This window comes from Sphaerisporangium sp. NPDC004334 (assembly GCF_053602655.1).
Map to the genome: position 1 here is coordinate 1 of NZ_JBSGDZ010000046.1, position 11,668 is coordinate 11,668.

The window sequence follows — 11,668 nt, forward strand, 5'->3', positions numbered from 1 at the left end:
GGCGGGTACGGCGGACGTGACATCGGCACTTGTGAACTCCTCCCAGGACACATCGTCCCAAGCACTCGGCTGTCCACAAGACCGGGGCAACATCAGATGCGCCTCGCGGGCCTTCTCGCGACACAAGCGGGAGCATGGTCAGATGGATTACGACGATTCGCCCGTGGTGGCGGATGACGTGTGGGAGTTGCTGGACGAGGCCATCTGCGTCACGTGGGTTCGCGGGGCCGAAACCGAGGACGTCGTCCGGGCCTTCAACGGTGAGCCCACCGACGCAGCCCAAGGCCAGGTCACCAGCATCGGCGACCAATTGGCGCTCCGGGTGGCTGAGGAGCAAGAAACCGTGGTCCTGCTGCGCAGGCAAGGCGAATGGATCATCGTGCTGGAACCGGACAGCACCATCGGCGCGCGCGGTGACGTCCTGCTCGAGGCCTGCGGCTCCGGCGAGGGGCTCAACTTGACCTGGTGCGTCAACGCGAGCCTCTCCTACGCCACCGGTTCGGCGATCGCCGTAACCTTCGACCCCGCCAGTATGGGTGACGACCACGAGGGTCTCGTCGACGCTCGCCGATGGAGCAGGTCCCTGGGGATCGATGACGAAGACTGGCGCACTTCGTGGAAGGCCACAGCCTTCGCCCTCGCAGAGGCGGTCACCGGCATCGAGACCGACGACACCTGGACGGAGCCGGTGTGGACGCCCATCCGGATACGCCCGTCCCGTCCTGCTCGTCAGGGCGCCGTCCGGCTACCGTACGCGGACATGCGGGAACTTCTGGCCCGGGCACCGCAGATCCGCGACGTTGTCGAGCACCCCGGGCCAGAGCAGGTGCCCAGGATGCTGCGGATGGTCATCACCATCGGCCTGTCCACCGCAGACGTGCGCACTCCCCTCACCGAGGGAGCCTTGGCCGCCATCGACGCGAGGCCGCCAGAAGCGGAGATCGAGCTCCTTGTTCAGCGGCTGCGGACCCTGTCCGACGAGTATGGCCGCCAGATCGACACAGCTGGTTCGCAAGCCCAGGTGGACGACCTGCACCGCAAGTGCAACGCGCTGTCGGCCGCCATTATTGCGCTGGGTCCCGACCCCCTGGATGCCTTTCCCCAGGTGGCCAGCCTCACCTGGGGCCTCGGGCTACGCCGGGACAACGACGATTATCTGAGCCTCGAAGTATTGAATATCTGCTACAGGCACATCGTCTCTACCTGAACCTGCGCCTGCGTGCGGGTCAGGGTGCATGCAGGCGCCGTCCGCCGCCTACCAAGGCCGCAAACCAAAGACCTGCGGCTATGAGTGGGAGTTTTGTTAGGTCTTGTTCCGGTTCACGGTGAACAGGCCGGGTTCTGGTTCGGTGAGGGCCCGGTCGTAAGCGCCGGTGTATTGACCGAGGGGTGCACGGTCTGGGTGTCCAGGACCATCACGCTGGGGTCCTCGCTTCGTCCGGCCCGCTCCCGGACCTGGCAGCGAAGCAGATCATTTCCCCCTGTGCTGGGCTGGGACGTCGCCGGTACGGTGAGCGCGACGGGCGCGGGAGTCCACGCCTTCGCCGTCGGCGACCGTGTCTTCGGCCCGCCGGCCTTTCCGCGGCCCCCAACGCCTACGTCGAGTACGTGACGGCCCATGTGAACGAGCTGGCCGTGCTGCCTCAGGGGTCACCTTTCCAGTGGCCGCAGGTGCGCCGTCGGCCGCCCTCACCGCGTGGCAGGCGCTCTTCGAGGCCGCGAAACTACGAGGGGGACAGTGGGTGCTCGTCAACGCTGCCGCCGATGGGGTCGGGCACATCGCCGTGCAGCTTGCCCGCGGGGGCGGTGCCGAGGTCCTCGCCATCGCGTCGCCCCGCAACCGTTCCTTCGTCGAGGGACTCGGAGCCACGCAGGTCGTGGATTACTCGCGGGAACTCGCCGCACAGGCGAAGGACCGGTCGACGTCGTGATCGATGCCCAAGGGAGAGCCGAGGATGGCCTGGCCGCGCTCCTGCGACCGGGGGGGAGCCTTCGTGCCCATCGTCTCTCCTGATCTGGCAAGGTTTCGGACGCGCGGATTGATCGCACACACCGTGTTGGTCCACCCGCAAGGGCGGCAGCTCGATCGGGTCGCCGAGCTGCTCGGGAGGGAGGATCTGCTGATCAACATCGACAGGACGTTTCCGCTTCACCAGGCCGCCGACGCACATGCGTACGCCGAGCGGGGGCAGGTGCCCGACCGGGCTGACGACCTCTTCGGAGGAGTAGCCCGATTGCTCAGACCGCCGGGCGGTGCTGGTCAGGCCTGCCCGGAGGTCTCGTCGTGGGCGGAGGAGCCCACGGCGTGATGGCGTCGTCAACCAGGCGCCTGGCCGCCTCCGACGTCTGGCTTCCTTTGGCCCGGCGCGGCGAGTTGTTCGGTTCGATTGGTTCGGCCGAGGCGAACAACAAGGGCGAATTTGTTCGGTACAGTTACTTTGGCTTAGCCGAACAAAATCACGGGAGGCACCGGTGTCGGGACCGGGGAGGCCGTCCAGGGCGACCGTGTATCAGCGCCTTGACGAGGCCGTTCGAGAGCTCCGTGACCGCTTGGGCGGTTTGCCTTCGCCCGCCGAGGCGGAGGACATCTGGTCCGACATCTGGCACCAGGAGGCCCACAACAGTACTGCGATCGAGGGCAACACGCTTGTCCTGCAGGAGGTGGAGAAGCTCCTCGAGGAGGGGCGGGCGGTAGGTGCGAAGCCGCTCAGGGACTACATGGAGGTGAGGGGGTACGGCGATGCTGCGAAGTGGGTGTATGGGCAGGCACTGGAGCCCGGAGACTGGCAGAACGGAGATCTCGTCACGCTGCAAGAGGTTCGTCAGATACACCACACCGCCATGTCGCTCGTGTGGGCTGTAGATCCCCATCCGCATGCCACCCCTGCCGAGGGGCCGGGGAACTTCCGACAGCACGAGATCGCCAGGTTCCCCGGGGGTATGAAGCCGCCGTCATGGCCGGAGGTGGATCCCCAGATGCGGGACTGGGTAGAGACGGTTGATGGCCTTCGGCACGAGTCCGACGAAGCCCTCGCCGAACGCTTGGCCCGGATTCATAACCGATTCGAGCAGGTACACCCGTTCCTCGACGGCAACGGACGGACGGGCCGCCTTGTGCTCAACTTGATACTTTGCAGAATCGGGTATCCGCCCGCGATCATCTATAAGCGCGATCGCGACAAGTACCTTCAGGCGATGCGCCGAGCTGACAATGACGAGTTCGGCCCGTTGGGCGAACTCATCGCACGCAGTGTGACGACAAATTCGTACCGCTTCGTCATGCCGGCGGTGGCCGGTCCGGTCAAGCTCGTACCACTACCGGCTCTCGCCACGCGAGACGTCACCGAAAACGCACTTCGCGTGGCCGCCGCACGGGGACGACTCCGTGCGGTCAAGGGGGACGACGGCATGTGGCGCAGCAGTAAGAAGTGGGTGAACGACTACCTCAAGTCGAGGCATCGTAGGTCGTGACGCATCTGCGGACGAGAAGCTACGACCACTCCTATAGTGCATCCATCAACGGCTACCGCGGCATCGGTGGGACCGGCGCGCAGTTACCCCGCGGGCGGCGTCATGACCCGGTTGGGGGTAGTGACTGATCAGGCGAGGGGGGCGTTGGCGAACTCCTTCATGCCCTCGGTGAAGGCGATGGCGGCCTGGAAGCCGAGCTTCTCGGCGGCTCGGTCGGGGGAGGCCACGATGTGCCGGACGTCGCCGAGTCGGTGGTCGCCGGTGACGACCGGCTCGGGGCCGCCCCGCGCGGCGGCGAGCGCGGTGGCCATCTCGCCGATTGTGTGGGGCTCGCCGCTGGCGACGTTGTACGCCGTCACCGATCCCGGCGTGCCACCGGCCAGGGCGGCGAGGTTCGCCCGGGCGACGTCCCGGACGTGCACGAAGTCGCGCCGTTGCCGGCCGTCCTCGAACACCTTCGGCGCGCGACCCGCTTCCAGGGCGGAGCGGAAGATCGCCGCGACGCCGGAGTAGGGGGTGTCCCTGGGCATCCGCGGCCCGTACACGTTGTGGTAGCGCAGGGCGACCGCCGTGCCGCCGGTCTCGCGGGCCCAGTTGGCGGCCAGGTGCTCCTGGGCGAGCTTGGTGGTGGCGTAGGCGTTGCGCGGGTCGAGCGGGGCGTCCTCTCCGATCGTCGCGGAGGTCACCGGGGAGTCGCACTCAGGGCAGCGCGGTTCGAACAGGCCTCGGGCCAGGTCACCGGTGAGGCGCGGGCCCGGTCGCACCCGTCCGTGCCGCGGGCAGTCGTAGGCGCCCTCCCCGTAGACGACCATTGAGGAGGCCAGCACCAGGCGGCGCACGTCATGCCTGGCCATGGCCGCCAGCAGGACGGCGGTGCCGTAGGCGTTGACCGAGGTGTAGTCGGGCAGGTCGGCGACGTCCACGCCGAGCCCGACCTTGGCCGCCTGGTGGACCACCGCCTCCACTCCGGGGAGCAGGCGGTCGAGGACGGCGTCGTCGCGAACGTCCTGCCCGCTTCGCAGGTCTAGACCCACTACGTCGTGCCCGGACTCCGTCAGCGCCTCGACGACATGACTTCCGATGAACCCGGCCGAACCGGTCACGAGTACCCTCACCGGGCTGAGCGTAGGCCGCGCCCGGCCCGCCGCGGCGACGGCGCCCGCGGCCGTTCGCACACCGTAAGAAATCTCGGCGGCGACGGGAAACGACCGTGTGCCGGGCTGGGGCGGGGCGCCGCGGGGGCCGCGGAGTAGCGTTGGAGACAAGAGCGCTCTCACCACGGTGGTCGCGCCGGGCGGCGTCCGAAGCCGGCCGGCCGGAGCCGCCGGCCCACTCACGAGGAGCGACAGTCATGGCCGAATCGCACACTCCAGCCGACGACATCGTCTACGACCTGGTCAGCATCCAGTACCACGCGCTCAAGGGCGCCCACGTGTACGCCCAGTACGTCGAGGACGCCGAAGGCCACAAGGACGTGGTCGAGTTCATCGAACAGGTCCGCGAGGAGGACGCCAACCGGGCCGTGCGCGTCCACGAACTGCTCGGCGAGCTCACCGCCCGGCGCGGCGGCATAGGCTGACCTCCGGCCACCGGGCAGGGAGGGATCACCGGCGGCGCGGCCCGCGTGGGGCGGGCGCTCAGCCCGGCGGCGGTCCATGCGTGCCCCATCCTGAGACGACGAGGTCGCCGTCCAGGACGAGCACTTCGCAGGATCGCCCCCCGTCCTGGTTGCGGAAGTTGATGACGACGCAGTCGACGCCGGCGTACACCCCGAGGAGGTCGAAGCGCAGCCCGGGGTTTCGCCGCAGGCCCTCCGCCCAGTACGCGCGCAGCGCCCGCTTGCCGCGGATGACGCCCTGCGAACCCTCGACGAGCCGGGCCGCGAGCGGCGAGCGGAACACGACGTCGTCGGCGTAGCGCCGCATGATGCGGTCGAGGTCGCGGGTGTTCCAGTCGGCCACCCATGCGTCGGCGAACGCCTGCGCGCGATCGAGATCCATGGCGCCATTCGAACACGGTGATCGCGACGTCCGGCACCTGAGGCCATGCCGGACCCTGCGCCGGACGCGGCGTGAGCGGCACCGGCGGGATGGCTAGCGCGTGAGTTGTCGGCCGCCGGCTATGGAGAGGGTTTCGCCGTTGATGTGGCCGTTGGCGGCTGAGCCCAGGTAGGCGACCGCGCTCGCGACGTCCTCGGGGGTGCAGATGCGTCCCGTCGGTGTTTTCGCCCCCTCGGCGTCGACGGCCTGCTGTCCGAGCCCGGGCCAGGTCAGCGCCCGGTCGGTCAGGGTGAAGCCGGGCCGGACGACGTTGGTGAGGACGCCGTGCCGCGCCTCCCGGACGGCGAGCACCTTCGCGGCCGTCTCGATCGCGCCCTTGACCGCGGGGTAGGTCACGGCCGCCGGCATCGGCTGCTCGACCACGTCGGAGGAGATCAGCACCAGCCGTCCCCACCCGGTGTCCCGCATGCGGGGAAGGACGGCGTCGACCAGGGCCATCGTCCCGGTCACGTTCGCGACCAGGCCCTCGCTGAGGATGTCCCAGGTGTCGGGCGCCATCGGCGGCCAGGCGACGGCGTTCGCCACCAGGACCGCGATGTCGCCGAGTTCGCGTTCGACCTGGTCGGTCACCGCCCGGGCCGAGTCGCGGTCACGCTGGTCGATGCGCACCGCGATCGCCTTCCCGCCCGCCTGGGTGATCGACTCGACCACGGCGCGCGCGTTCTCCTCGTTGCCGTGCCAGCCCGCGGCGACCAGAGCGCCCTCCTGCGCGAACGTCGCGGCGATCGCGGCACCGATGGCGCCGGACGCCCCGGTGACCAGCACGACACGCCCGTTGAGCCCGAGATCCATGGCTTCTCCAAATAGTTAGTCGGCTATCTATTAGCCGACTATACATCGATAGGATGGGGCCATGGACAGCAGTGAGGTCATGCGCGTCAACCGGGCGCTGAACAAGATGAGCAAGCTCTACCGCGCCGCGAAGGCGCGCAAGCTCGCGGCGCTCGGGCTGCACCCGGGGCAGGACGTGCTGCTGTGGCTGCTGGTCCAGGAACGCGACGGCATGACGATCTCGGAGCTGGCGGCGCGGCTCGGCATCGAGCCGCCCACCGCAACTCGCAGCCTGGCCCGCCTGGAGTCGGGCGGATGGTTCCGGCGTGAGCCGGTGCCCACCGATCGCCGCCAGGTGCGCATCGTGGTCACCGAAGCCGGCCACGAGCTGGTGCCCGCCATCGAACGCGTGTGGACGGAGCTGGCCGAGCAGACACTGGGGGAGGCGAGCGGCGAGCAGCGTGAGATCGTGCTGAGCGCGATCGAGGACGCCAACGACCGGCTGCGCGGCCTCGTCGGGGGCGAGGATCAGGCCCAGGCCGTCCTGGCCGACGAGTGAGTCGCCACTCCCTGGAGATCATATTCGAACCTGTGTACGAGTCTGTGGAAACTGTGGATAACTCTCGTACGGCAGGACGGCAGGGACGACAGGGACGACAGGACGGCCGGCGGCCGCGGCGCCGGGGCGGCGGCCGCCGGGATCACCGGGTCAGGGGGTGACGATGGCGAGCTTGTCGACGTAGTCCTCGGTGACCCAGAGATTGTCGTCGGAGGCGACGGTGAGCTGTAGCGGCCCGGCGACACTGGTGGGCAGGGCGTACTCGCTGACCGTGCCGGTCGTGGTGACGCTCGCGACATTGCCGGCGGACTGCTCGGCGAACCACACGTTGCCGTCCAGGCCGAGGGTCATTCCCCAGGGCAAGGCGTTGGGGTCGGTGAGGGAGTAGTCGGTGAAGGTACCGGTGGTGGTGACCGAGCCCACCTTGCCGTTGCCGTCGCCGTACCACAGGTTGCCGTCCGAGCCGGTGGTGATGCCCAGCGGCATCGCACCGGAGGGGGCGGTGAACTCGGTGACCGTGCCGCCGGTGGTGATCCGCGCGACCTTGCCGAGGAGCGGCTCGGTGAACCAGAGGTTCCCGTCCGGTCCGGCGGTGATGAACAGCGGGTAGGCGCCGGAGGTCGGCAGGGTGTACTCGGTGATGGTGCCCGAAGTGGTGATCTTACCGACCTTGTTGGCGTCGGGCTCGGTGAACCACAGGTTGCCGTCCGGCCCCGAGGTGATCGACCAGGGGTAGGAGCCCGAGACCGGCAGGGTGTACTCGGTGATGGTGCCCGAGGTGGTGATCTTGCCGATCCTGTTGCCCGTCGCCTCGGTGAACCACAGCAGGCCGTCCGGTCCGGCGGTGATGTGCGCGGGCTGGGAGTCGGCGGTGGGCAGGGAGTACTCGGTGAACACGCCCGCCGTGGTGACCTTGCCGATCTTGTTGCCGGCGTTCTCGGTGAACCACACGTTGTCGTCCGGCCCGGAGGCGATGCCGACTGGGGTGGCCGGGCTCGTCGGGATGGAGATCTCGTTGATGGTGGGCGTCAGCGCGGATCGCTCCGCGCTCGCGCCCCGCCGCTCCCGGGGCTTGGGCGGGATGGAGCAGCGGATGTGCTTGTGACGGGGCTGCAGCTTGAGCTTCAGGCAGAGCTTCACCCACGGACGCGGGGGCGAAGGCCGGTGCGGCGGTGCGGTGGACGCGGCGGCCGGCATGTGGGCCGCCAGGATCAGCGCCATGGCCATGAGCGGATATCCCAGCGATCTGCGGCTGCGAAGCATGACATTCCTTCCGGGAATATGCGGAATATGTGAGTGCATTGGTTTCTCGGGCGGCTCGAATGCTCTCGGTGCCATGGCGTCATGCTTGATGCGCGGATTTCACCGGCAGTGGGCGTCGAACGCTCTGCCACGAGCCGTCCGGGTGAAATGCCACCGCGGTTCGGCCCAGCCGGTGCAACTATCTCCCGGCGCCGCGGCCCTGCCTCCGGCGCGTTTGTTCGTGGCCGGTCAGGAGTCCGCCAATAAAGAAGGAGAATGCGGCTCCCGGCGGAGAAAGCCGCGATCAGGCGACCGCGTGGGTGATGACGCCGGTGTAGACGCCCGTCTGGACCGAGACGGGGATGGTCACCACCAGCGTCGGCTGCCAGCTGGTGGTGGCCGCCAACGGCGACTTGGTGCCCTTGAAGGCGACCACCGGCGACGACAGCGGGACGCGCTGGGCCGCGGTGGGTTGCCCAGGGGTGCGGGTGCCGGCGCCGGAGGAGGCGGTGGTCGGTCCGGACCAGTAGGCGATGTTGGCTTTCGAGATGGTCTGTGACGCCGTTCCGGCACCGGTGGTGAAGTCGGTGGCAGACACCGTCGCGGTCCAGGAGGCCGACCCGTTCCGGGAGTCCTCCACGGTCACCGTGCCGAGGCTTGAGCTGATGGTGCCGCCGAGGTGGCCGGCGCCGAGGTTCGCCGTGGCGGGCACGGCGATCGTCAAGGTGTTCGCCAGCGCCGCCCTTCTCTGCCGGCGCGCCGGGCGCGAGCCGGTGTCCCCGGCCTCCGCTCTGCCGGCACGGGGCCGGGGCCGGCGGGGTGGCGGCTCTGAGAGCGGGACCTCTCGCGGCGGTTCGGCCGCCTGCTCCGGCGACGGCTCGACGAGCGGCCCCCTGAACGGCTCGTCGGACGACGTGGCGAAGGGCGTGGCGAAGGGTGTGGCGAAGGGCGCGTCAAACGGCTCGTTGGACGGCGCGGCGAAGGGCTCGTCGGACGGCGCGGACGACGGCCCGCGAGACGGCTGGACCGGCGGCCCGGCGAACGACGGGTGCGGAGGGATGGACGGGTGCGGCGGGGACGGCTCGGAGGTGGGCCGGGTGGACGGGGAGTGCCATGCCAGGGCGGGCGGCGGCTCGGAGGTGGGCCGGGTGGACGGGGAGTGCCATGCCCGGGCCGGAGGCGGCTCGGAGGTGGGCCGGAGGGACGGGGAGTGCCACGCCGGGGCCGGGGGTGGCCGGAGGCGGTCCGGCGGCTCGGGAGCGCCGGCCGCGACCGCGGGCGTGCTCAGCACGCCGGCCAACGTGATCGAGGCCAGCAGCGATGAGCCACCGCTGTGGCGGTTTTTCATCCGTTCCCCCCGATCACCTGGTTCGTGTTTACCCTTGGGCGCCGCCTCCCGGTATGCCAAGAGAACATTGGCAGCCTAGGGCTCCGAATCGGCCGGTGTTGGCCCACCGGAACCCGCGTACGGCAAACACGGCGCCAAAAAGTGATCGTCGGCATGCGGGAGCGGTGCCAAAAGGGCGAAGGTTCCAACACGGCGCATTCAGTGCGTGTTTGGAAATACCGGTTCTATCAAGGGGGGCCGATCCGGCCGACCGTTCTGGATAAGTTGCCATCTGGCAGATCACCAGATATCCGGCGGTACTCGGCGAATCGCCCCTTAGACGATCATCGGCCCTTCAAACGGTGATCAAAAATCCCTCCGGCAACCCGCCCGTCCGGTTTCGGGCCGCTGATCACCGTGCAAGATCTGATCACGTATCAGAGCCCGCGCGTGGGGCCCGGGTCAAGGGGGATCGGCAGTTGCCTGGAACATTCCGTCGTAGTGCCATGCCGGCCGCTGCCGTCGCCATCGGCGCCGCCCTGATGGTGGCGCCCTCCGCCACTCCGGCGGAGGCCGGCACCTGCGCCGCCTCGACCACCTGTCCGACCACCGTGACGTTCACGGTGACGGCGCCGGACTCGCTGACCATCGCGGTGCCGGACGGCCCGGTCCCCATCGGCGGCAACACCCCGGGCAACCCGGTCACCGGGCAGCTCGGCCTGATCACGGTCTCCGACCAGCGGGCCGCGTTGACCGCCACCTGGACCGCGACCGTCTCGGCCACGAACTTCACCACCGGCGGCGGCACCGCCGCCGAGACCATCCCCACCACCTCGGTCCAATATTGGTCGGGACCCGCGACCGCCACCACCGGCACCGGCACGTTCGTCGCCGGCCAGGCGAACGCCGCGGCGGCGGTGACGCTGGACCAGCCGCGCACCGCGTTCAGCAAGACCACCGGCTCGGGCAGCAACTCCGCCACCTGGAACCCCACCCTGATCGTCAACATCCCCGCCCAGGCCGTGGCCGGCACCTATACGGGCACGGTGAACCACCTCGTTGCCTGATCAGCTGTCCCGGCGCGCCCGCGCGTCGCTGCTCACGCTCACCTTCGCGGCCTGCGCGCCGATCGCCGCGCACGCCGGTGCCGAGACCGCCGATCCACCCGCCCCGGGCGGGCGGATCGGCATCGGGGTGGCCGAGATCCCGGCCAGCCGGCTGGACGACCCGCGTGCGCGCGTCTACATCGACGACCACGTCAACCCCGGAACCACCTTCACAAGGGCCCTGAAGGTCTTCAACTTCTCGGCGAAGACCCGGCACATCACGCTGCACGCCGGCGGCGCGGCCATCAGGAACCATCGCTTCACCTTCGCGCCGCCCCCGGCGGGCAACGAGCTGACCTCCTGGATTCGCCTGAACCGGACCAAGCTCGACCTGCGTCCTGGCGGCAGCGCGCTGGTGAGGGCGACCATCGCCGTGCCGGCCTGGGCGGGCGAGGGAGAGCGGTACGCCGTGATCTGGGCGAGGGTCGCCTCGCCCAAACCCGGACCGGGGACCAACATCGCCCTGGTCAACCTGGTGGGCGTCCGCGCCTACCTGCACGTGGGCCCGGGCGGCGAACCGGCCACGGACCAACATCGCCCTGGTCAACCTGGTGGGCGTCCGCGCCTACCTGCACGTGGGCCCGGGCGGCGAACCGGCCACGGAATTCGAGATCGGCCAGGTGCGCCCCCGCCTCGGGGCGGGCGGCGACTACCGGGTCGTGGCGACCGTGACCAATACCGGACATCGTGCCATCGACGTGCAGGGCCGGCTGTACCTGTTGGAGGGCCCCGGCCGGCTGAAGGAGGCCGGTCCCTATCCCATCGTCCGGGGCACGACCCTGGCCCCCGGCGAGGAGGCGGAGGTCACCGTGCCGCTCGGTCGCGGCGTGCCCGACGGACGGTGGAACTACCGTCTCACCGTGCAGAGCGGCCGGGTCGGCCGGACCGCGACCGGCACGCTGACCCTGTCGCGCCGGCCGGCCGCCCCCCACCGGGCGCTCGCGCTGCTTCCCCTGCTGGTCACCGGCCTGGGCTGCGCCGCGCTGACCCTGCTCGCGGCCATCGTGCACCGCCGGGTGCGCGAACGCGTGTCCGGCCACCAGGCCGGGTGATGGCCGGTCGATGACCGGTTGACGTCCGCGTGACGGCGGTTGACGGCCGCCTGATGACCGTCTGAGGCCGGTTCCCGCGA

Annotated in this window: 15 protein-coding genes; 9 read left to right on the plus strand and 6 right to left on the minus strand. The window is 69.7% G+C overall.

The genetic code is table 11. The annotated features are described in order from the left end of the window. Nucleotides 1-142: 142 nt before the first annotated feature. The 5 genes from ACWEN6_RS37930 to ACWEN6_RS37950 all read left to right on the plus strand — a co-directional run bounded on the left by ACWEN6_RS37930 (nt 143) and on the right by ACWEN6_RS37950 (nt 3,471). Nucleotides 143-1,207, plus strand: coding sequence for a DUF6461 domain-containing protein (locus tag ACWEN6_RS37930; RefSeq protein WP_452576800.1), 1,065 nt, complete (start codon nt 143-145; stop codon nt 1,205-1,207). A 195-nt stretch (nt 1,208-1,402) separates the two neighbouring features. Continuing rightward, nucleotides 1,403-1,612, plus strand: a complete 210-nt coding sequence (locus ACWEN6_RS37935; RefSeq protein WP_452576801.1) for an alcohol dehydrogenase catalytic domain-containing protein — start codon at nt 1,403-1,405, stop codon at nt 1,610-1,612. Between the two features lie 130 nt (nt 1,613-1,742). Beyond that, on the plus strand, nt 1,743-1,931 hold the full coding sequence (locus ACWEN6_RS37940; RefSeq protein ID WP_452576802.1) for a zinc-binding dehydrogenase: 189 nt from the start codon (nt 1,743-1,745) through the stop codon (nt 1,929-1,931). A gap of 24 nt (nt 1,932-1,955) precedes the next feature. Then, on the plus strand, nt 1,956-2,309 hold the full coding sequence (locus ACWEN6_RS37945) for a zinc-binding dehydrogenase (protein WP_452576803.1): 354 nt from the start codon (nt 1,956-1,958) through the stop codon (nt 2,307-2,309). A gap of 196 nt (nt 2,310-2,505) precedes the next feature. Further along, a complete protein-coding gene (locus ACWEN6_RS37950) occupies nt 2,506-3,471 on the plus strand; it encodes a Fic family protein (RefSeq protein ID WP_452576804.1) in 966 nt (321 codons plus the stop codon). A gap of 128 nt (nt 3,472-3,599) precedes the next feature. Here ACWEN6_RS37950 and ACWEN6_RS37955 read toward each other — a convergent pair whose 3' ends face one another. Next, nucleotides 3,600-4,586: an NAD-dependent epimerase/dehydratase family protein gene (locus ACWEN6_RS37955; protein ID WP_452576805.1), complete on the minus strand. Its 987-nt coding sequence runs from the start codon at nt 4,584-4,586 to the stop codon at nt 3,600-3,602. Nucleotides 4,587-4,822: 236 nt separating this feature from the next. Between ACWEN6_RS37955 and ACWEN6_RS37960 the strand changes: the two genes are divergently transcribed. Next, the gene (locus ACWEN6_RS37960; protein ID WP_452576806.1) at nt 4,823-5,050 is read left to right on the plus strand and encodes a hypothetical protein; all 228 of its coding nucleotides are present in this window, start codon (nt 4,823-4,825) and stop codon (nt 5,048-5,050) included. 58 nt (nt 5,051-5,108) lie between these two features. Here ACWEN6_RS37960 and ACWEN6_RS37965 read toward each other — a convergent pair whose 3' ends face one another. Then, on the minus strand, nt 5,109-5,471 hold the full coding sequence (locus ACWEN6_RS37965) for a nuclear transport factor 2 family protein (protein ID WP_452576807.1): 363 nt from the start codon (nt 5,469-5,471) through the stop codon (nt 5,109-5,111). 93 nt (nt 5,472-5,564) lie between these two features. Beyond that, on the minus strand, nt 5,565-6,323 hold the full coding sequence (locus tag ACWEN6_RS37970; protein WP_452576808.1) for an SDR family NAD(P)-dependent oxidoreductase: 759 nt from the start codon (nt 6,321-6,323) through the stop codon (nt 5,565-5,567). 61 nt (nt 6,324-6,384) lie between these two features. On the opposite strand from ACWEN6_RS37970, the gene ACWEN6_RS37975 reads away from it, so the two are divergent. Then, on the plus strand, nt 6,385-6,861 hold the full coding sequence (locus ACWEN6_RS37975) for a MarR family winged helix-turn-helix transcriptional regulator (RefSeq protein ID WP_354843040.1): 477 nt from the start codon (nt 6,385-6,387) through the stop codon (nt 6,859-6,861). 150 nt (nt 6,862-7,011) lie between these two features. Here ACWEN6_RS37975 and ACWEN6_RS37980 read toward each other — a convergent pair whose 3' ends face one another. Together ACWEN6_RS37980 and ACWEN6_RS37985 are read right to left on the minus strand one after the other, a co-directional pair. Continuing rightward, the gene (locus ACWEN6_RS37980; RefSeq protein ID WP_452576809.1) at nt 7,012-8,124 is read right to left on the minus strand and encodes a Vgb family protein; all 1,113 of its coding nucleotides are present in this window, start codon (nt 8,122-8,124) and stop codon (nt 7,012-7,014) included. Between the two features lie 283 nt (nt 8,125-8,407). Then, nucleotides 8,408-9,451, minus strand: coding sequence for a hypothetical protein (locus tag ACWEN6_RS37985; protein WP_452576810.1), 1,044 nt, complete (start codon nt 9,449-9,451; stop codon nt 8,408-8,410). A gap of 485 nt (nt 9,452-9,936) precedes the next feature. Between ACWEN6_RS37985 and ACWEN6_RS37990 the strand changes: the two genes are divergently transcribed. Further along, nucleotides 9,937-10,497 carry a hypothetical protein gene (locus ACWEN6_RS37990; protein WP_452576811.1) on the plus strand — a complete coding sequence of 187 codons (561 nt, stop codon included), beginning with the start codon at nt 9,937-9,939 and terminating at the stop codon, nt 10,495-10,497. Nucleotides 10,498-10,671: 174 nt separating this feature from the next. Here ACWEN6_RS37990 and ACWEN6_RS37995 read toward each other — a convergent pair whose 3' ends face one another. Next, nucleotides 10,672-10,974: a hypothetical protein gene (locus tag ACWEN6_RS37995; RefSeq protein WP_452576812.1), complete on the minus strand. Its 303-nt coding sequence runs from the start codon at nt 10,972-10,974 to the stop codon at nt 10,672-10,674. 113 nt (nt 10,975-11,087) lie between these two features. On the opposite strand from ACWEN6_RS37995, the gene ACWEN6_RS38000 reads away from it, so the two are divergent. Beyond that, the gene (locus ACWEN6_RS38000) at nt 11,088-11,588 is read left to right on the plus strand and encodes a hypothetical protein (RefSeq protein WP_452576813.1); all 501 of its coding nucleotides are present in this window, start codon (nt 11,088-11,090) and stop codon (nt 11,586-11,588) included. The last annotated feature ends 80 nt before the right edge of the window (nt 11,589-11,668 follow it).